Genomic DNA, 18,780 nt, shown 5'->3' with positions numbered 1-18,780 from the left:
AAGGGCGCCGATCGGCGCCCTTAACTGTTCGCGACAAAAATGAACTCAGCTATCGAGGAAGCTGCGCAGCTTGCGCGAGCGGCTCGGGTGCTTGAGCTTGCGCAGCGCCTTGGCTTCGATCTGGCGGATACGCTCGCGGGTGACCGAGAACTGCTGGCCGACCTCTTCCAGCGTGTGGTCGGTGTTCATGCCGATGCCGAAGCGCATGCGCAACACGCGCTCCTCGCGCGGGGTGAGCGAAGCCAGAACGCGCGTGGTGGTCTCGCGCAGATTGGCCTGGATCGCCGCGTCGATCGGCAGGATCGCCATCTTGTCCTCGATGAAATCGCCCAGATGCGAATCCTCCTCGTCGCCCACAGGCGTTTCGAGCGAGATCGGCTCCTTGGCGATCTTCAAGACCTTGCGCACTTTTTCGAGCGGCATGGCGAGCTTCTCGGCCAGTTCCTCCGGCGTCGGCTCGCGGCCGATCTCGTGCAACATCTGGCGCGAGGTGCGCACGATCTTGTTGATCGTCTCGATCATGTGCACCGGAATGCGGATGGTGCGCGCCTGGTCGGCGATCGAACGCGTGATCGCCTGCCTGATCCACCATGTCGCGTAGGTCGAGAACTTGTAGCCGCGGCGGTACTCGAATTTGTCGACGGCCTTCATCAGGCCGATATTGCCTTCCTGGATCAGGTCGAGGAACTGCAAGCCACGATTGGTGTATTTCTTGGCGATGGAGATGACGAGGCGCAGATTGGCTTCGACCATTTCCTTCTTGGCGATCGCGGCTTCGCGCTCGCCCTTCTGCACCTGGTTGACGATCTTTCGGAATTCCAGGATCGAGATCGCCGTTTCCGTGGCCAGATTCTGGATCTCCGCGCGCAAATCCTTGATCGCGTCCTTCTCGTTCCTGGTGAATTCCTTCCAGCCGCGCGAGGTCAGGTTGGCGATCGAGCGCGTCCAGTTGGGGTCGAGTTCGGAGCCCTGATATTCCTTCAGGAATTCCTCGCGGCGCACGCCATAGCTTTCGGCCAGGCGCAACAGCTTGCCCTCGTTCTGCACCAGCCGCTTGTTGATGTCGTAGAGCTGCTCGACCAGCGCCTCGATGCGCGCCGTGTTGAGCGACAGCGACTTCACCGCCTTGATCAGCTGGTCCTTCAGCTCCTTCAGCCGGCGGTCCTGGCTGGGCGACAGCGTGCCGGCGGCGGCTAGACGGTTCTCGACCTGCTGGTCCTGCAGCTTCCTGAGCTTCTTGTAGGTGTCGGCGATGACGTCCAGCGTCTCCATCACCTGAGGGCGGAGTTCCGCTTCCATCGCCGCCAGCGACAGGCTCGCCTCGTCTTCGTCTTCCTCGTCGTCATCGCCGATGCCGCGCGTGTCGGCGCCGACATTGGTGATGTCGTCTTCGTCATCGCGTCCGCGACGCGACTTTTCCTCGACCTTGGGTGCTTCCTCGACGCGTTCGACCACCGGCGCCTGCTTGGCTTCGGGGCCGGCATAGGTGGCTTCGAGGTCGATGATCTCGCGCAGCAGGATCTTGGATTCGTTGAGCTCGTCGCGCCAGATGATGATGGCCTGGAAGGTCAGCGGGCTTTCGCACAGGCCCGCAATCATCGTCTCGCGCCCGGCCTCGATGCGCTTGGCGATGGCGATTTCGCCTTCGCGCGACAGAAGCTCGACCGAGCCCATCTCGCGCAAATACATGCGCACCGGATCGTCGGTGCGGTCGGTCGGCTCTTTCTTGGTGGTGGTGGCGGCGACCGCGGTGCCGGTCTGCTCGGCCAGCTCGTTGGCGTCTTCCTCGGCATCGGCGGCGGTGTCGCCGGCCTCGGCCTCTTCGCCCTGTTCGTCATCCTCGACGACGTTGATGCCCATGTCGGACAGCATCGCCATCGTGTCCTCGATCTGCTCGGAGGTCACTTCCTCGGAAGGCAGCACCGAATTCAGCTCGTCCATGGTGACATAGCCGCGCTTCTTGGCGGCCTTGATCATCTTCTTGACAGCATCATCGGAAAGGTCGAGCAGAGGCCCATCGGTGGCGCCTTCGCGTTCGGTCTCGACCTCTTCCTTTTCCTTTGTCGCCATAGTCTTTATCTTCTCCTAGCGGCCGGCCATCGGGGCCGCGTAAGCTGTCGGACCAGTCAAATCGGATACGCCCGTTTTTCTAAACGCGCCTTACCCGGCCCACAAACTGCATCCACTCTTTTGTTTGGTGCATGCCGTTGCCCCAAAACCGGGTTTCACTCTTGGGCGGCATACATTAAGTCCAGATTAACCCTGATATCTGTGGCAGGCGGGCCGCCTGTCCAGTGACCAAGTACCTTGCATCGCTTGTTTCCCGTCGACGCGGGTGCGGGTTAACGTTTCGAATCGTCCTGATTCCGTCATTCTGTCCGAAGGTCAAGCGCCTCTGGCATGATTCGCATGAAAAAAGCGAATCAATTACCCGACTTAGCGCACCGCGCCCCCAAGGGAAGCGCGGCCGCGCCTTCATTCCTGCACTCAGCTGCACTTAGGCTCGCCCAGCCCTGCCCGACGAAACGCCAAATCCTTCGATCAGCGCTTCCGTCGCTTGTACATCCTGAAACTGCGCCTGAATTTCGATCAGATGGCGGAAATTTTCGTCCGAAGGATCCGCCTCGAGCGCCGCTTCCGCCTGTTTCAGTTCCTTATGTAAGGTGCGCGCGCTGCGCTGCAAGTGCAACGCCTGGTTCAGGGCGTCGCGGGCGTCCTCGAGCGCCGCCGTCTCCAGCGCCGGCCATTGCCGCGCCCGCTTGATCAGGCCGACGGCGCGCTCCCAGATCTCGGCGCAGCCGGCCCGCTCGATCGTCGCCACCACGGCGTGGCGGTCGTTGGCCATGTCATGCGCCATAGCATCGAGGATGGCGGCATGCAGCCGAGTCAGATCGGAATTGGCCAGATCGAGGAACTCGACATGAGCGAAGTTCTCGTCGATCAGCGCCGGATGGTTGATCAAGGCGACGATGATCGTCGCCTCGCGCACCGACATCCCTTCGCTGCCGCGCTTGACCAGCGCCGACTGGCCGAGGCTTTCGGTGATCGCCATGCGGCCGCCACCCGGCTTGGCGAATTGGCCACCGGGTGCGGTTGCCTTGCCCTGCCCCGGTCTCCAGTCCTGGCGGCCTTGGCGCGCATTGCGCTGGGAGCCGAAGAAGCTCAGCACCCGCTCGCGCATTTCCTGCTGGTAGTGGTAGCGCGTGCTTTCGTCGCGGATGCGGCTGCTGAGTTCCCGCAGCGTCTGTCCCAATTCCGCCCGCCGCTCCGGTGTGTCGAAGACACCGCCCGCAGTCTCCCGCATCCACAGGAGGTCGACCAGCGGCCGCGCATCGGCCAGCACGGCGCGGAAGGCATCCGGCCCCTCGGCCTTGACCAGGTCGTCGGGATCCTTGCCTTCCGGCAGCAGCGCGAAGCGCGCCGAGCGTCCGGCCTGTACCGACGGAAGCGCCATGTCGGCGGCCCGCCACGCCGCCTTCAGCCCGGCCTTGTCGCCGTCGAAGCACAGCATCGGCTCCGGCGCCATGCGCCACAACAATTCGAGCTGGTTTTCGGTAAGCGCGGTACCGAGGGGCGCCACGACATTCTCGAAGCCGGCCTGCGCCAGCGCGATCACGTCCATGTAGCCCTCGACGGCGATGACCGTACCGCCTTTCGCCAATGCCTTGCGGGCGCGGGCGAAATTGTAGAGGACATTGCCCTTGTGGAAGAGCTCGGTGTCGGGCGAGTTCATGTATTTGGCGAGCGCGTCGGGCGCCAGCGCGCGGCCACCGAAGGCGATGATCTTGCCGCGCGAATCCGGGATCGGAAACATGATGCGGTCGCGGAACCAGTCATAGGAGACCGGGATATCGTCGCCATGGCGCACCAGCCCGCAGGCCTCGATATCGGCCTTCGGCACGCCCTTGGCCGCCAGATGTTCCTTCAGCGCATTGCGGCTGTCGGGCGCGAAGCCGAGCCGGAACGACTGCTGCGTCGCCGGCGTCAGCCCACGGTCGCGCAGATAGGCGCGGGCTTTGGCGCCTTCAGGCCCTTGCAGGCGTTCCTGGAAGAAGACGGTCGCCATTTCCATGACGTCGGTCAGGCTGGCGCGTTCCTTCTCGCGCCGCTCTTCCTGCGCATCGCGAACCGGCATCGGCACGCCGGCCATGTCGGCGATCTTCTCGACGGCCTCGGGAAAGCTCAATCCCTCGAGTTCGGTGAGGAACTTGAAATGGTCGCCCGAGACCGAGCAGCCGAAACAGTGGTAACGCCCCTTCTTGTCCTCGCAGTGGAAAGACGGGCTCTTTTCGCCATGAAACGGGCAGCACGCCCAATAATCGCCACGCGAGGCATTGGTCTTCTTGCGATCCCACGCGACGCGCTGGCCGATGACCGATGAAATCGGCACGCGGTCGCGGATCTCGTCGAGAAAGGCGGGTGGAAAGCGCATTGAGAGAACTCGTTTTCCCACCATATAATCATGCGCGCGATCTCAGACGACCCCTAATGCGGACGATGCTCGGTTTCCACAGGCCAGAAAGAAAGGCGGCCATTGCGGACCGCCTTTCTTTTTCAGTCCGGCACCAGTCGGAACTTACTGCGCGGCAAGCGCGCCGAAGATGACGCCGGAGAGGATGCCGACCAGCACATAGTCGTTGCCGACGCGGATCCACTCCTGGCCGCGGCCGGGACGGTGCAGGCCATAGCGGCCATAGTCGCGGATCGGCCGGTGCTGCCTCCAGCCGGAATATTTCTGGCCATTGCGCCAGTTGTTCCGCTTCACCACGACCTTCTTCTTGAAGACACGCTTTTTCATATCCCGGTGGTCGCCGGGCCTCTGCCAGTCGACCTTCGTGTAGTTCGACTGCGGCGCGACCGGAGCATTCATCGGCGCTGCCTGGCCGGTGAGTGAGGTGGCGGCCAGCATCGAGAAAGCCAGAGCGGAAAGCACAATGCGTTTCATGGGAAGTCTCCTTGGTTGTCGATGCCAGAGGAATAGCGGCCAAGGGATGAACCGAAACTGAACGTCAGCATTACAATTGCGTAATGAATCTCGCTGCTTAGTCCGAATATTTGAACATAAGCGCAAGCAGCGGCGCCAACACCCTCCCAGGTCCGCCCGATCCACGGCTCAAGCCCGTGCAACCATTTGGGGGCCCGTCCATTTTCCGACACCGGCCGTCGCCTCGCGGCGAGCCCTTGAAATCGACAAATTTTTATTATCCGGCTAAAATATTCCGACTATATTCCAAGGCTGCCATGACCATGATTCGTACCCTCGCTTTAACCACCGGTCGCCATGCTGCCCGCCGCACGCGCCATGCCGGCATGCAGGCGCCGCGATGAGCGGCTCCGTCGTCCTTCTGCATCTGGCCGGCGCGGTGGCGCTGATGCTGTTTGCCACCCGCCTGGTCAAGACCGGCGTCGAGCGGGCCTATGGCGACGTGCTGCGTCATCGCCTGCGCGCCACCATGCGCAATCCGATCATGGCGGTGCTGGCCGGCACCGGCCTTGCGATCGCGCTGCAAAGCTCCACCGCCGTCACCTTGCTGGTCGGCTCCTTCGCCGGTTCAGGCATCGTCTCGGGCGCCGCCGGTCAGTTGGCCGTGCGTGGCGCCGAGATCGGCTCGGCTCTGGTGGTCAAGCTTCTGACCTTCGACCTCACGCTGTTGGTGCCGCTCTGCCTGATTGCCGGCACGGTGATGTTCATGGCCACGGAGCGGCGCGACTGGCGCCAGACCGGCCGCATCCTGGTCGGCATCGGTCTCCTGATCCTGTCCCTCGAAATGATCGGCCAGGCGTCCGAGCCGCTGCGCAACAGCCAACTGCTGCCGGTCATCCTCAATTACTTCTCCACCGATTCCATCACCGCCTACCTGCTGGCGGCAGTGATCACCTGGCTGTTCCAGTCGAGCATCGCGGCGGTGCTGTTGATGGCGACGCTGGCCGGCCGTGGGCTGATCAGCCCTGAACTCGGCCTTGTCCTCATCCTCGGCGTCAATCTCGGTTCGTCGCTGATCGCGCCGATGCTGACACGCTCGGCCAGTCCCGAAGTGCGCGTCGTGCCGGTCGGCAACCTTTTGATGCGCGGCCTGGGTTCGCTGGTCATGCTGATCCTGTTCATGATCTTCCGGCCGCATGTTGCCTTCCTCGGCCCGACGGCGGCCGATCAGATCGTCAACGCCCATATCCTGTTCAACGTGGTCATCCTGCTCGCCGGCCTGCCGCTGGCCGGTCTGGTCTACCGAGCCTCCGAAAGGATCGTGGCGCTCGGCGCCAAACCGGCGCCGGCCGCTGCGCTCGACGTAGTCGAACTGTCGGCGCTCAACGAAAGCGCGATCGATGTGCCGAGCCAGGCCCTGGCCAACGCCACACGCGAGGTGGTGCGTGTCTGCGAGACGGTCGAGATCATGCTCAAGCGCATCATCGAACTCTATGAGGACGCCGACTCGGACAAGATCAAGGCGCTGGCGGCCCTCGACGACCGTGTCGACCGCAGGCACGCGGCCATAAAGCTCTACCTCGCCAAGGTCACCAGGAATCCGATGACCGAAGACGAGGCGCTGCGCTGCCAGGAGCTGATCGGCGCCTGCGTCAAGCTCGAGCAGGTCGGCGACATCATCGTGCGCAACATGCTGGTGCATGTGAAGAAGAAATTCGACCGCGGGCTGGAATTCACCGACGAAGGCTGGAGCGAATTGTGCGCCTTCCATGGCTCGGTGTTGGCCAATGCCCGGCTCGCCTTCAACGTCCTGGTCTCGCGCGATCCCGAAACCGCGCGCCAGCTCGTGCTGGAAAAGGACCGGCTGCGCGACCGCGAGAAGGAAACCAGCGCCAGCCATTTTATGCGCCTGCGCGAAGGCACCGCCAAAAGCGTCGAAACCAGCTCGATCCACCTCGACACCATCCGCGACCTGAAGCAGATCAACTCGCTGCTGGCCTCGATGGCCTACCCGGTTCTGGAAGAGCGCGGCCTGCTCACGGGATCGCGGCTGAAGGCGAGCTGACCGGCGGAAGCTTCCTGCAATCGCACCGATTTGGAACACGCTTCCATCATTCGGGAAAGAGCGCCAAATTTAGCCTTTGCTTATCCAGCCATCCGTCGGCTAAGCATCCGTTTCCACCGGGAGGAAATCGATGGATACCCATTCGCGCAGTTTCGCCAAGGCGCTTTCCTGGCGCGTGACCGGCACCATCGATACGATGATCATCTCGCTGGTGGTGACCGGAAGCATCAAGCTTGCGGCCGCCATCGGGGTGACGGAGGTCTTCACCAAGTCGCTGCTCTATTATTTTCATGAGCGGGCATGGCTGAAGATTCCTTACGGACGCAAGTCCGTCACCTGATGGGCTTGCGATCGATGGGTCCCGTCAAGAAAACCTAAACCGGCGACAAAAATTTCTGGATTGCCTGCTACGGCCATCCATGGTTTGAGCCCTGCATTCGGGGGTTCCTTTTCATGTCGCTGCCGCTCATCGCCCTGTTCATCGCCGCCTTCGCTTTCGGCACCACCGAATTCGTCATCGCCGGCGTGCTGCCGCAGGTGGCGCAGGGGCTAGGCGTTTCGGTTCCTTCCGCCGGCTATCTCGTCTCCGGCTATGCCTGCGGCATCGCCATCGGCGGGCCGCTGCTGGCGCTTGCCACCAAGAGCCTATCGCGCAAGACCTTGCTGCTTGGCCTCGCCGTCGTCTTCACCCTCGGCCAGGCGGCCTGCGCGCTGGCACCCGACTTCGCCTCGATGCTGTTGCTGCGCATTGCCGTGGCTGTCGCGCATGGCGCCTATTTCGGCGTCGCCATGGTGGTCGCCGTCGGCCTTGTGCGCGAGGATCAGCGCGGCATGGCGGTCGCCGTCATCCTGTCGGGTCTCACCGTCTCCAACGTCATCGGCGTGCCGGCCGGCACCGCCATCGGCAACATCTGGGGCTGGCGCGCGACCTTCTGGGTGATGTGCGCGCTGGGCGTGGCGGCAACGCTCGCCATGGCGGCCTTGCTGCCGCGCACCACCGGATATCAGGCCAGGTCGGCGAGCCTTGCCAGCGAGGTCCGCGTCCTGGCGCGCCAGCAGGTCTGGACTTCGCTGATCCTGATGCTGATGCTGATGCTCGGCCAGTTCTGCCTGTTCACCTACATCACCCCGACGCTGCTGGAGGTCACCGGGCTCGATGAAAACCTGGTGCCCTGGGTGCTGCTGCTCAACGGCGTCGGCGCCACGCTTGGCGTCTTCCTGGGCGGCAAACTGTCCGACTGGAAACTGATGCCGTCGCTGATAGCCATGCTTGCCCTGCAGGCGGTGACGCTGGCCATCATCTATGCCGTCAGCCCCTATCCCGTGCCGATGGTCGTCGCGATCATCGTCTGGGGCGGCCTCAACTTCGCCATCGGCACGCCGATCCAGACCCGGATCCTGGCCTGGACGGCGGACGCCTCGAACCTCGCCGCCTCGCTCATCCCGTCCGGCTTCAATATTGGCATCGCGCTGGCCGCATCGCTGGGCGCCGCCATGCTCAATGCCGGCTACGGCTATCGCAGCCTGTCGCTTGTTGGCGCCTCTGCGATGCTGGTCGCCGTCATCGTGGCTGTCATCTCCCATCTTTGGGAACGGCGCAGCGACATCGGCCCGCCAGTACCGGCGGCCGCCGAATAACATGGCAAGGACTGTCGCCGATTTCGGCCTGACCTGCGGCATCTTGCCGGCGGGCACGCAAAACGCGATCACCGACGTGCCTGGCGTGCGCGTCGGTCACTGCACGCTGCGCGACGGCGACATCAACACCGGCGTGACCGCGATCCTGCCGCATGGCGGAAACCTGTTCCGCACCAAGGTGATGGCGGCAAGCCATGTCATCAACGGCTTCGGCAAGACCGTCGGGCTGATGCAGGTCAAGGAACTCGGCACCATCGAGACGCCTATTCTCTTGACCAACACGCTTTCGGTCGGCACCTGCGCCACGGCGCTGATCCGTGACGCCATCCGCCAGAACCCCGATATCGGCCGCACCACCGGAACGGTCAATCCGGTGGTCGGTGAATGCAATGACGGTCCCTTGAACGACATCCAGGCCATGGCGATATCAGAGCAGCATGCCCTTGCCGCGCTGGCGGATGCCCGAGAAGGCGCGTTCGAACAGGGCAATGTCGGCGCCGGAACGGGAATGAGCTGCTTCGGCTTCAAGGGCGGCGTCGGCTCGGCCTCCAGGAAAATCGCGCTCGCCGGCGGACATCATCTTGGCGTTCTCGTCCTGTCGAATTTCGGCAGGGCCGGCGACCTCGTCCTGCCCGATGGGCGCCGGCCCGACCCCAGGCGGCAGGCCGAGGCCGAACGCGGCTCGATCATCGTCGTTCTGGCGACCGATGTGCCGCTCGAACACCGCCAGCTCGAGCGCCTGGCGCGCCGTGCGGGCGCCGGCATCGCCAGGCTCGGCTCCTTCTGGGGCAATGGCAGCGGGGACATCGCCATCGCCTTCAGCACCGGCAACCCGGTCGACCACGATGAAAACCGAGATCTGGTGCCGCTGCTCGCGCTCAACGAAGCACGCGTCGATATTCTCTTCCGGGCGGCGGCGGAGGCGACGCAGGAGGCGGTGTTGAACTCCATGCTGTCCGCCGAGGCATTCACCGGCAGGGCCGGCACGCATCGCGCATCGCTCGCCGACTGGCTGTGCGACCAGCCCGAAAGGCGATAGGCGCGGAAAACGCCATCAGATGGCCGCCGGCGTGGAGTTTCCAAACCGCCTCTTACAAATCGATCCGGAACCGCAGGCTCTGCACCCCGCCATAGGCGGCGTCCTCGAAGAAGCGCTCGACGAGTTTGCCGCCATTGGCCAGGATCACCTTGTGCGAGGCCGGATTGCCCGGCTTGGCGGTGATCTCGATATGGGGAAGGCCTACCGCCCTCGCCTCGTCCAGCATCAGCCGCAACGCTTCGGTGGCGTAGCCGCGCTGCCGCTTCCAGGGCACGACGGCGTAGCCGATATGACCAAGCACGTGCGAAGGCAGTTCCGCCGTGCCCTTCTGCCAGCGAAAGCCGATCGAGCCCGCCGCCTCGCCGTCCCAGATCCAGCGGCGGAAGCCCGGCAGGCGTGGCACCCGTGTCCCGTCGGGCAAGGCGATGGGCGGCCCCTTGGCTTCGGGATCGTCGAGGCTGGCCAGGAACGCCGCCGGGTCTTCCTCTATTGCCGCAAGCTGCTCGCGCGTCGCGTCCAGGAGCCGCACATTGTCCGGCGACCAGCCGCTTTCGAGCGCCGCCTTGTAGCTCGGCAGATGTTCAAGCGCCGGTTTGACGATCTCGACCATGATCGATGCCTCCTGAAAAACGCTGCAGGCATAGCCTTGGACAGCAGGGGGCTCAAGCCGCCTGGAAGTGTATCTCTCCCTTGTTCAGGAAGCAGGTCTTGCTGAACAGCGACAGGTCGAGCGGATTGGGCAGCCTGATATCGTCGATATCGGGGACTGGTTTTTTCGACAGTTCGTACGAACGGTCGACCTGCGCGATGAAGACCAGGATAAGCCCCCTGTCGCGCGCGAATGATCGCAGCCTGCGTACCTGGATCATCAGATCCGGATTTTCCGCTTCTGGTCGAGCAATTGCAGGTAGTCGATCACCACCAGCGTGCCGGCTCCGGCCGAGGTCAGCCGCGCCACCATGTAGTCAGCCGAGATGGCATCGGAACTGTCGAATTCGAACCGACCCTCGAATTGCCGTGGCTCGACCCCGATCGCGCGGAAGCGGTCGAGAATGTCCGCCTGCGTATATTCCAACGTGAAGAACACGCTGCGCCGGCCGCGCCTCATGGCTTCGACCGCCAGTTCCAGGCTCATCAGCGTCTTGCCCTGGCCCGGCCGGGCGCCGACCAGCAAGAGGTCGCCGGGCGCCAGTTGTGCAAACAATCTGCCTGCGGGCCCAGTTTCCGCGGCCTTCGCCGCAAGCAGGCTCCAGCTCGCGAAACCTTCTTGTGCCGCGATACGGTCGAGCGCCTGGTGGAGCGGTATCTTCACCTCGCGGGACAACAGCCTGGCTTGACGCTTCAGATGATAGACGGGCCAAAACAGCCTCATCGCAAAACCTCCTGGTGCGAGCAGTTTTTGCAACCCCTCCTTATGCCTGGTGCTCGAACAGTCGGTGCGGTGATTGGATGGCCCCGCATGAACGATGCTTTCCCGGCGGAGGGAGGAGGCGTGGGCCGCGCCAGAATCAGATCATAGCCCAATCGAGCCGGCTCGAAAATCGGGCGTTCGTAGATATGGAGGCTCCCGCCGCAAGCCTTGACCCAGCATGTCCGTTTATGGAGGGTTGCGCGTCGGCCTGGTCTTTTCGCGCCTACTTGCCGGTGCGCTAAACAAGATGTGTTTCGCCTGACGGCGCGCCGCGTTTTATGATCGCCTCGGGTGATTCCGCAGGGATCACAAACGGCTTCGACAGGAGAATGGGTCCGGTGCGGTTGAGATCTGTCCCGTTGGGGGTCGTTACGTTCCTCGGTCTCCTCGTCGTCGTCATGGCCTTGATGGCATCGGCCCGGTCCTTTGCCGCGCCATCGGCCATTCCGGCCTGGCTGCAGGCCCATGTCGGAGATGGCGATGGCCAGATTTCACAAGTGGTGCTGGAGCGGGCGCGCGCGCTTTACCTGAAAAAGGTCGCGCAGGGTGTCGTCCGGAACCCCTGCTACTTCGCCATGGACGCCACCCGTCCCGGCGATTTGGGCAATGGCGTGCTCGGGCGCCGCTACTATGTCGTATGCGAAGCCAGCCAGTCGTTTCGCGCGATTTCGTCGGGTCACGGCGGCGGCCGCAACCTGAAAGGCACGGTGGATTTCTCCAATGGCAGGCGCTGCGCCAGGAATTTCGGCAATGCCATGGATTCGGAACTTACCGCCGGCGGTCCCTACATGACCCGCGAGGCGAAAACCTCGTTCAAGGGCTATTATCGCATCGGCGCCAAACAGGACGTGGCCTTCCAGCGCACTTTCATCCAGTTCGACGGCGAAGGCGAAGCCGCCAACGCAAGGCAGCGCGTGATCGGCGGCCACGCGGCGCAGGTGCTGCGCGGCATGTGCCTGCGCAAGAGCCCGAGCAGTTCCTATGCCGACCATGACGGCTTCGTGCCGTTCGGCAAGCTGGTGGACTATGCCGGCGGCCGCAGCAATGGCTGCACCAGCTGGTCGCCGGCCGATGCCAGGCAGCTCATCTCGATGGTGAAGGACAACCCCACCACGCTCTATATCTATCCGGAATCGCGCGACATCGCCGCCGTGGCAAACGGCCATTCCGGTTCAGGCACCTACTGGAACGCATCCTGCCTGAAAGAGATCGGTACGCCGAAATTCTGGCCGCGAAAAACCCTTGAGCCGGTCATTGCCCAGTACAAGAAGGACCATCCGGCGGCGCCGCCGCAGCCACTGCCGATCTGCAAGGAGCCGTGAGATGGACCCACGGCCCCCTGCTCCGGCTCAGTGCAGGAAATCGAGCACGGCCTGCATGAACTCGGTGGGGTATTCCACGTTCGACAGGTGAACCGCGGGCAGCACGACAAGCTTCGCCCCGGGCACGGCTGCCGCGATCAGTTCGCTGTGGCTTGCCGCTGTCACCGTGTCATGCTGGCCGGCGATTACCAATGTCGGCCGGTTGATCAGGGCCACCGTGCGGCGAAGGTCGGCGTCGCGAACCGCGGCGAATAGACCCGCCAGGCCCAGACGGTCGATCTCAAGCAACATGGCGCGGAATTTCTCGATGACGGGCTCGTTGGCCGCCACCATGCCGGCCGGGAACCAGTTGTTGAGGAACACTTCGGCGGTTTCCGACATGTCCGGCGCCTGCCGCACGACGGCGATCCGCTCGTCGAAATAACTTGCCGGCGAGAGGTGAGATGAAGTGTTGCTCAGGATCAGCCGGTCGACCCGCTCGGGCGCGTGGATGCCAAGCCACTGCCCAACGAAACCGCCCAGCGACAGGCCGAGGAAATGCACCTGGCCAAGGCCGAGCGCGTCGATGAGTTCGATCACGTCGCGGCCAAGCCGGTCGAGCGAATAGGCGCCGACCGGCACGCTCGATCCGCCATGGCCGCGAAAATCGTAGCGCAGAACGCGGAAATGCCTGGACAGTTCGCCGATCTGGCCATCCCACATGTGCAGCGTCGTGGCGATGGAGTTGGACAGCACCAGCACCGGTTGCCCAGCGTCACCGTCGAGCCGGTAGGCGATGCGCGTGCCGTCGCCGACAGTCACGAAATTCAGCTCACTCATGATTAAAATCCTTTTGGAACGTTGAATGAGGCAAAGCGTAGCTGTGGCCGGGATTTGGTGATATTACAAAGATAAGACAATCTCTGTAATCAAAGCTGACATGGCCGAATTCACCTTGCACGACCTCCAGTGCTTCGACGCAGTGATCCGCTGCGGCGGCTTTCAGCCGGCCGCGGCCCTGCTCCATCGCTCGCATCCGGCGGTGTTCGCCGCCGTCGCCAGGCTCGAACGACAGCTTGATCTCGTCCTCCTGGATCGCGGCGGCTATCGCGTACGGGCGACCGAAGCGGGGCTGTCGTTCCATCGACGGGCGCAATCGCTGCTGCGCGAACTGGAAGGCCTGAGCGTCCACGCCGCCCAGCTCTCGATGGGCGAGGAAAGCGATATCCACGTCGTGATCGGCGACCTCTGCCCGCGCCCGCACGTACTGGGCATGCTTGGGCGGTTCTTCGCCCAGTGCCCCGGCACGCGGCTGCATCTCCATTTCGAAGCCGTCGGCGGCCCGTGGGAACGCCTTTTTGACGACAAAGCCGATCTCATCCTGCACTGGATCGACAAGGGCGACGTACGGGTGGAATGGATCGATCTCAGCAAGGTGTCGTTCATTCCCGTCGTGGCGCCGGGCTTTCTGCCGGAGCGCGTCGACCAACCGGTCACACTGGAGAAAATGCAGGCATTCACCCAGTGCGTGATGCGCGACACCGCCCTGCATTCGCCACGACAGGATTACTTCGTAGCCGAGGGGGCGCCGCAATGCCTGGTCCCCGATCAGGCCATGAAGAAGGAACTCATCCTGCAAGGGCTCGGCTGGGGCCACCTGCCTCACTTCCTGATCGCTGAAGAGCTGCATGACGGCCAGCTAATATCCATAGCCGGCAGCCATCTGCCGGGCCGCACCGACGAATTGGTGGTGGCGCGCCGCCGCGACCGGCCGCACGGCCCGATCGCCAATCGCTTGTGGGACCATATCCAGCAGGAAGCACCGGCATTGCGCCGCGCATTGGAACCTCGGGCCTAACAGCAAGCCGCGCCTTGGCGTCGAGTGGCCGTGTTGGAAGCCGACGATGCGAGAGTAGAAAGCCCTACTGCAGCAGCGCCTTGACGATGCCGCTCGCCTTGCCGAAATCCATCTGGCCGGCATATTTCTGCTTCAGCGCCGCGATCACCTTGCCCATGTCCTTCTGGCTGGCCGCACCGGTCGCCGCTATCGCCTCGCGCGCCGCCGCCGTGACCGCCGCATCGTCAAGCTGCGTCGGCAGGAAGCCGCGGATGATCTCCATCTCGCCGCGTTCCTGCGCGGCCAGTTCCGGGCGCTTGCCGTCCTCGAACGCCTTGGCCGATTCCTCGCGCTGCTTCACCATCTTGGCCAGGATCTGCAGGATTTCCTCATCGCTGGCGGGTTCCTTGCCGGCACCGCGATTGGCGATGTCGCGGTCGTGGATGGCGGCTTGGATCAGCCGCAATGTCGGCAGCCGGTGCTTGTCCTGCGCCTTCATCGCGGTCTTCAGGGATTCGGCGATTTTCGCGCGCATTGCTCTCTCTCCTTCGGTCGGCGCGGACAATAGCGCCGGGGACAGGCCAACGCAAACTCTGATATGCCCGGGCAAGCCTATGATATTCCTCAATGAAATAAATTGCGGCCCTCTTTCGCATGATCATTGACCGCCCTGTCCCCTTCCCCTATGTACTGGGCCTTGCATGAACTGAAGCTTGGGTGCGTGGAGGCCGCGAATTCGCCGCTTCGCGCCGTTTGCCGCGCCAACGCCCGCCGGGCTATGGAAGCGCGCGGCTTGATAGGAGTGCCGCCATGGCCGAGATGACGCCCGCCTGGGCCACTGAAAAGCCGACCGCCCTTCTGGTGCTGACCGACGGCACCGTCATCGAGGGTCGCGGCCTCGGCGCCACCGGCTCGGCGGTCGCCGAGGTCTGCTTCAACACGGCACTTACCGGCTACCAGGAAATCCTCACCGACCCGTCCTATGCCGGCCAGATCGTCACCTTCACCTTCCCGCATATCGGCAATATCGGCACCAATGGCGAGGACATCGAAGACCTCAATCCGGCCGCTCGTGCCGGCGCCGTCGGTGCCGTGTTCAAGGCCGACGTCACCAACCCGTCCAATTACCGCGCCGCTGGCCATCTCGACCAGTGGCTGAAGAAGCGGGGCATCGTCGCGCTGTCGGGCATCGACACCCGCGCGCTCACCGCGCTGATCCGCGAAAAGGGCATGCCCAATGCCGTCATCGCCCACGCGCCCGACGGCGTCTTCGACCTCGACGACCTGAAGCGGCGTGCCGCCGCATGGTCGGGCCTGATCGGGCTCGATCTCGCCAAGGAGGTCACGTCGGGCCAGTCTTCTGTCTGGCGCGAGACGCCTTGGGCGTGGAACGAAGGCTTTGGCGAACAGGCGGAGCCTTCGCTGCACGTCGTCGCCATCGACTACGGCGTCAAGCGCAACATATTGCGGCTGCTCGCCGGTCTGGGCGCCAAGGTGACGGTGGTTCCGGCCAGCACCGGTTCGGAAGAAATCCTCGCCATGCGGCCCGACGGCATTTTCCTCTCCAACGGCCCCGGCGACCCGGAAGCCACCGGCGACTATGCCGTGCCGGTCATCCAGGACCTGCTCAAGACCGACATTCCGGTGTTCGGCATTTGCCTCGGCCACCAGATGCTGGCGTTGGCGCTGGGCGGCAAGACCGCCAAAATGCACCAGGGCCATCACGGCGCCAACCATCCGGTCAAGGATCACACCACCGGCAAGGTCGAGATCGTTTCGATGAACCACGGCTTTGCCGTCGATGCCGACTCGCTGCCCGCGGGTGTCGAGGAAACCCATGTCTCGCTGTTCGACGGCTCGAATTGCGGCATCGCGTTGACCGGCCGCCCGGTGTTCTCGGTCCAGCATCACCCCGAGGCTTCGCCCGGCCCACAGGATTCGCACTACCTGTTCCGCCGCTTCGTCAACCTCATCCGCGAAAAGCGCGGCGAGGAATTGCTGGCGGAAAGGGCCTGAGACGCGTCGCGCCACCCCTCACTTGCCTCCGGCTCATAGCTGGGCTCCATCTTCCACGACATCGTTCGTGACAGTCATGACCGTCGCCGGCCTGGCCACCTTGGTGACGAAGACGATGACCGCCAGCACCAGGAAGCATGCACCGACCAGATAGGGCGCGCCGCCGAAGGTGACGGGCGCGCTGGGGCCGGTGAACCAGGAAAAGATCGCGGTATAGAGCAGCGGCGTGACGATCGAGGTGATCGAGAAGATCGAGGTCATCGCGCCTTGCAATTCGCCTTGTGCCGAAGGGGGAACCTTGGCTGCGGCGAGGCTTCTCAGCGGCGGATCGGCCAGCGCTTCCAGGCAGCCGACGACGATCACCGCGTAGACCATCCAGCCTTGCGAGGCGAAGGCATAGCCGAAGGCGCTGGCCGCGGTGAACGTCAGGCCGATGACCGCCGTCCTCCACTCGCCGAGCCTGGGGATGACGCGCGGCAGCACCGTGCCCATGATGATGGCGCCGCACAGGCCGAAAGCGCCGAGCGAGAAGCCGATCTGCTGCTCGCTCCAGCCGTAGCGGTAGTTGGAGACGAACGACCACACCGCCGGATACATCATGTGGCCGAGCGTCATCAGGAAGAAGACCAGCCCAATCCAGCCGATGCCCTGATATTGGCGCATCTGCAGAAGCGTGCCGACCGGGTTGGCGCGTTTCCACTCGAAGCGGCGGCGGTGCTTTTCATCGAGCGTTTCGGGCAGGAAGAACATTGCGATGAGGAAGTTCACGAAGGCGAGCCCGGCGGCGAAAAAGAACGGCACGCGCGGCCCGAACGTACCGAGCAATCCGCCCAGCACCGGCCCGATGACGAAGCCGACGCCGAAGGCGATGCCGAGCAGGCCGAAATTCTTCGCCCGGTTCTCGTCGTTCGAAATATCGGCGATGAAGGCCGACGTCGTCGAATAGCTGGCGCCCGAAATGCCGGCCAGGACGCGGCCGATGAAAAGCATCGGATAGGACCAGGCGATGGCACAGATCAAATTGTCGATGGAGAAGGTCAACACCGAGGCGAGCAGGATCGGCCGCCGCCCGAATCGGTCGCTCAGGCCGCCCATGATGGGCGCGAAGAAGAACTGCATGGCCGCATAGACGAAGAACAGCCAGCCGCCCTCGATCGCCGCTTCGCTGATGCCGACGCCGGTCAATTCCCTGAGAAAGGCCGGCAGCACCGGCATGATCATGCCGAAGCCGATGATATCGAGCAGCAGCGTGGTGAAAACCAGCGCAAGGCCCCGCTTGGCGGTTTTGGGATCGATCATGATGGGTCAAGCTCCTCTGGCCGCCTGGGGGGCGCGGGCGGACGCACCTTATAGGCGAGCCCGCGGAAAGGAACAGTGCGGGAACAGGCAGGAAGCTTTGATCCTGACACTCCCTGACGGCGCGTTGGCCGCCAGGTCCATGTCCGAAAACGGCTGCTTAGAGCGGGCCGCTCATCGTGTTGCAGTCCGAAAGCTTGCCGCTCTTGTATCCGCGTGTCAGCCAGGTCTGCCGCTGCTGCGAGGTGCCGTGGTTGAAGCTTTCCGGCACGACATAGCCCTGCATCTTCTTCTGCAGCGTATCGTCGCCAATCTGCTTGGCCGCGTTCAGCGCGCTTTCGAAGTCGCCTTGCTCCAATATGCCCTTCTGCCCGGTGTAATGCGCCCACACGCCGGCGAAGCAGTCGGCCTGCAACTCGATGCGCACCGACAGCTGGTTGGCATCGGCTTCGCTCATGCCTTGCCGCATCTGGTTGAACTTCCCCATGATGCCGGTGAGGTTCTGCACGTGGTGGCCGACCTCATGCGCGATGACATAGGCGCGGGCGAACTCGCCGGAAGCGCCGAACTGCTGGTCGAGCTGCTGGAAGAAGGTCATGTCGAGATAGACCTTGTGGTCGCCCGGACAATAGAACGGTCCCGCCGCCGCCGAGGCAAAGCCGCAGGCGGAGCGGACCTGGCCGGAAAACAGCACCAGCTTCGGGTCCTCATAGGTCAGGCCTTGCGACTTGAAGATGCCGGTCCAGGTGTCTTCCGTCTCGGCGAGCACGGTCGCCACGAACTGCTTCATCTCGTCATTGGCTGGCGTTGCGCCGCTGTCCTGGCCGCCGCTGTTGTCCGATATCTGGCCACCGCCGCCTGGCAGCAGGCCACCGTCGCCACCGCCCAGGATCGTTGAGGGATCAAAGCCGAAATACCATCCTGCCAGCACCACCAGGATGACGAGGAATATGCTACCGCCGCCACCGGCGCGGCCACCGATCGGAATGCGGAACTGGCCGCCACCACCACCGATCCCGCCGCCGCCGCCATCGCTGCGGTCGTCCTCGATATTGTCACTCTGACGACGGCCTCTCCAGAGCATGGCAACTCCTCGTGCTGCAAACTTCCCCATTGCTCCGGCAGGGCCGGCTCAATCCAACAAACAAGTATCGCAATGGTTGCTCCAAGTCACAGCATTTTTGTGGCCAGGCAGCGCCGCATGGCCGCTCCACCACACTGGCCGGGAGCGCCGCAAGGCCTGTCGCATCGCC

Annotated in this window: 15 protein-coding genes and 1 pseudogene; 7 read left to right on the top strand and 9 right to left on the bottom strand. The window is 63.7% G+C overall.

Annotation, left to right across the window (positions count from 1 at the left end; all coding sequences use genetic code 11):
* Positions 1 to 45: 45 nt before the first annotated feature.
* The 3 genes from rpoD to MESAU_RS11495 form a co-directional block, all read right to left on the bottom strand.
* The gene (gene rpoD, locus MESAU_RS11505) at positions 46 to 2,070 is read right to left on the bottom strand and encodes an RNA polymerase sigma factor RpoD (RefSeq protein ID WP_015316217.1); all 2,025 of its coding nucleotides are present in this window, start codon (positions 2,068 to 2,070) and stop codon (positions 46 to 48) included.
* 427 nt (positions 2,071 to 2,497) lie between these two features.
* The gene (dnaG, locus tag MESAU_RS11500) at positions 2,498 to 4,432 is read right to left on the bottom strand and encodes a DNA primase (RefSeq protein WP_015316216.1); all 1,935 of its coding nucleotides are present in this window, start codon (positions 4,430 to 4,432) and stop codon (positions 2,498 to 2,500) included.
* 144 nt (positions 4,433 to 4,576) lie between these two features.
* Positions 4,577 to 4,945 carry an RcnB family protein gene (locus MESAU_RS11495; RefSeq protein WP_015316215.1) on the bottom strand — a complete coding sequence of 123 codons (369 nt, stop codon included), beginning with the start codon at positions 4,943 to 4,945 and terminating at the stop codon, positions 4,577 to 4,579.
* Between the two features lie 379 nt (positions 4,946 to 5,324).
* Here MESAU_RS11495 and MESAU_RS11490 point away from each other — a divergent pair, with 379 nt between their 5' ends.
* The 4 genes from MESAU_RS11490 to MESAU_RS11475 all read left to right on the top strand — a co-directional run bounded on the left by MESAU_RS11490 (position 5,325) and on the right by MESAU_RS11475 (position 9,666).
* A complete protein-coding gene (locus MESAU_RS11490; protein WP_015316214.1) occupies positions 5,325 to 6,989 on the top strand; it encodes a Na/Pi cotransporter family protein in 1,665 nt (554 codons plus the stop codon).
* Positions 6,990 to 7,119: 130 nt separating this feature from the next.
* Positions 7,120 to 7,329, top strand: a complete 210-nt coding sequence (locus tag MESAU_RS11485; RefSeq protein ID WP_015316213.1) for a DUF2061 domain-containing protein — start codon at positions 7,120 to 7,122, stop codon at positions 7,327 to 7,329.
* Between the two features lie 113 nt (positions 7,330 to 7,442).
* Positions 7,443 to 8,627, top strand: coding sequence for an MFS transporter (locus tag MESAU_RS11480; protein WP_015316212.1), 1,185 nt, complete (start codon positions 7,443 to 7,445; stop codon positions 8,625 to 8,627).
* Between the two features lies 1 nt (position 8,628).
* On the top strand, positions 8,629 to 9,666 hold the full coding sequence (locus MESAU_RS11475; RefSeq protein ID WP_015316211.1) for a DmpA family aminopeptidase: 1,038 nt from the start codon (positions 8,629 to 8,631) through the stop codon (positions 9,664 to 9,666).
* Positions 9,667 to 9,718: 52 nt separating this feature from the next.
* Here MESAU_RS11475 and MESAU_RS11470 read toward each other — a convergent pair whose 3' ends face one another.
* Together MESAU_RS11470 and MESAU_RS11465 are read right to left on the bottom strand one after the other, a co-directional pair.
* Positions 9,719 to 10,276, bottom strand: coding sequence for a GNAT family N-acetyltransferase (locus tag MESAU_RS11470; RefSeq protein WP_015316210.1), 558 nt, complete (start codon positions 10,274 to 10,276; stop codon positions 9,719 to 9,721).
* Positions 10,277 to 10,328: 52 nt separating this feature from the next.
* Positions 10,329 to 11,038 (bottom strand): annotated as a pseudogene (locus MESAU_RS11465) (DNA helicase).
* A 377-nt stretch (positions 11,039 to 11,415) separates the two neighbouring features.
* Here MESAU_RS11465 and MESAU_RS11460 point away from each other — a divergent pair.
* Positions 11,416 to 12,399 carry a hypothetical protein gene (locus MESAU_RS11460; RefSeq protein ID WP_015316209.1) on the top strand — a complete coding sequence of 328 codons (984 nt, stop codon included), beginning with the start codon at positions 11,416 to 11,418 and terminating at the stop codon, positions 12,397 to 12,399.
* A gap of 27 nt (positions 12,400 to 12,426) precedes the next feature.
* On the opposite strand, the gene MESAU_RS11455 is transcribed toward MESAU_RS11460, so the two are convergent.
* The gene (locus MESAU_RS11455; RefSeq protein WP_015316208.1) at positions 12,427 to 13,218 is read right to left on the bottom strand and encodes an alpha/beta fold hydrolase; all 792 of its coding nucleotides are present in this window, start codon (positions 13,216 to 13,218) and stop codon (positions 12,427 to 12,429) included.
* Positions 13,219 to 13,318: 100 nt separating this feature from the next.
* Between MESAU_RS11455 and MESAU_RS11450 the strand changes: the two genes are divergently transcribed.
* A complete protein-coding gene (locus MESAU_RS11450; RefSeq protein ID WP_015316207.1) occupies positions 13,319 to 14,236 on the top strand; it encodes a LysR family transcriptional regulator in 918 nt (305 codons plus the stop codon).
* A 64-nt stretch (positions 14,237 to 14,300) separates the two neighbouring features.
* On the opposite strand, the gene MESAU_RS11445 is transcribed toward MESAU_RS11450, so the two are convergent.
* Positions 14,301 to 14,750, bottom strand: coding sequence for a GatB/YqeY domain-containing protein (locus tag MESAU_RS11445; protein WP_015316206.1), 450 nt, complete (start codon positions 14,748 to 14,750; stop codon positions 14,301 to 14,303).
* A 275-nt stretch (positions 14,751 to 15,025) separates the two neighbouring features.
* Here MESAU_RS11445 and carA point away from each other — a divergent pair, with 275 nt between their 5' ends.
* Positions 15,026 to 16,231 (top strand): glutamine-hydrolyzing carbamoyl-phosphate synthase small subunit, encoded by a 1,206-nt coding sequence (gene carA, locus MESAU_RS11440; RefSeq protein WP_015316205.1) that lies wholly within the window; start codon positions 15,026 to 15,028, stop codon positions 16,229 to 16,231.
* 33 nt (positions 16,232 to 16,264) lie between these two features.
* Here carA and MESAU_RS11435 read toward each other — a convergent pair whose 3' ends face one another.
* Both MESAU_RS11435 and ypfJ read right to left on the bottom strand, forming a co-directional pair.
* Positions 16,265 to 17,530, bottom strand: coding sequence for a TCR/Tet family MFS transporter (locus MESAU_RS11435; RefSeq protein ID WP_015316204.1), 1,266 nt, complete (start codon positions 17,528 to 17,530; stop codon positions 16,265 to 16,267).
* A gap of 157 nt (positions 17,531 to 17,687) precedes the next feature.
* A complete protein-coding gene (ypfJ, locus tag MESAU_RS11430; RefSeq protein ID WP_015316203.1) occupies positions 17,688 to 18,611 on the bottom strand; it encodes a KPN_02809 family neutral zinc metallopeptidase in 924 nt (307 codons plus the stop codon).
* Positions 18,612 to 18,780 lie beyond the last annotated feature (169 nt).

The sequence above is a fragment of the Mesorhizobium australicum WSM2073 genome (assembly GCF_000230995.2).
In the GTDB taxonomy this organism is placed as follows: Bacteria; Pseudomonadota; Alphaproteobacteria; order Rhizobiales; family Rhizobiaceae; genus Mesorhizobium; species Mesorhizobium australicum.
The sequence above is the reverse complement of the archived record's forward strand: the minus strand, read 5'-3'. Positions and strand labels throughout refer to the sequence as shown.

What these genes read in the sequence shown, in the direction of transcription:
- rpoD (WP_015316217.1), bottom strand. Translation starts at nt 2,070, where the DNA reads ATGGCGACAAAGGAAAAGGAAGAGGTCGAGACCGAACGCGAAGGCGCC.
- dnaG (WP_015316216.1), bottom strand. Translation starts at nt 4,432, where the DNA reads ATGCGCTTTCCACCCGCCTTTCTCGACGAGATCCGCGACCGCGTGCCG.
- MESAU_RS11495 (WP_015316215.1), bottom strand. Translation starts at nt 4,945, where the DNA reads ATGAAACGCATTGTGCTTTCCGCTCTGGCTTTCTCGATGCTGGCCGCC.
- MESAU_RS11490 (WP_015316214.1), top strand. Translation starts at nt 5,325, where the DNA reads ATGAGCGGCTCCGTCGTCCTTCTGCATCTGGCCGGCGCGGTGGCGCTG.
- MESAU_RS11485 (WP_015316213.1), top strand. Translation starts at nt 7,120, where the DNA reads ATGGATACCCATTCGCGCAGTTTCGCCAAGGCGCTTTCCTGGCGCGTG.
- MESAU_RS11480 (WP_015316212.1), top strand. Translation starts at nt 7,443, where the DNA reads ATGTCGCTGCCGCTCATCGCCCTGTTCATCGCCGCCTTCGCTTTCGGC.
- MESAU_RS11475 (WP_015316211.1), top strand. Translation starts at nt 8,629, where the DNA reads ATGGCAAGGACTGTCGCCGATTTCGGCCTGACCTGCGGCATCTTGCCG.
- MESAU_RS11470 (WP_015316210.1), bottom strand. Translation starts at nt 10,276, where the DNA reads ATGGTCGAGATCGTCAAACCGGCGCTTGAACATCTGCCGAGCTACAAG.
- MESAU_RS11455 (WP_015316208.1), bottom strand. Translation starts at nt 13,218, where the DNA reads ATGAGTGAGCTGAATTTCGTGACTGTCGGCGACGGCACGCGCATCGCC.
- MESAU_RS11450 (WP_015316207.1), top strand. Translation starts at nt 13,319, where the DNA reads ATGGCCGAATTCACCTTGCACGACCTCCAGTGCTTCGACGCAGTGATC.
- MESAU_RS11445 (WP_015316206.1), bottom strand. Translation starts at nt 14,750, where the DNA reads ATGCGCGCGAAAATCGCCGAATCCCTGAAGACCGCGATGAAGGCGCAG.
- carA (WP_015316205.1), top strand. Translation starts at nt 15,026, where the DNA reads ATGGCCGAGATGACGCCCGCCTGGGCCACTGAAAAGCCGACCGCCCTT.
- MESAU_RS11435 (WP_015316204.1), bottom strand. Translation starts at nt 17,530, where the DNA reads ATGATCGATCCCAAAACCGCCAAGCGGGGCCTTGCGCTGGTTTTCACC.
- ypfJ (WP_015316203.1), bottom strand. Translation starts at nt 18,611, where the DNA reads ATGCTCTGGAGAGGCCGTCGTCAGAGTGACAATATCGAGGACGACCGC.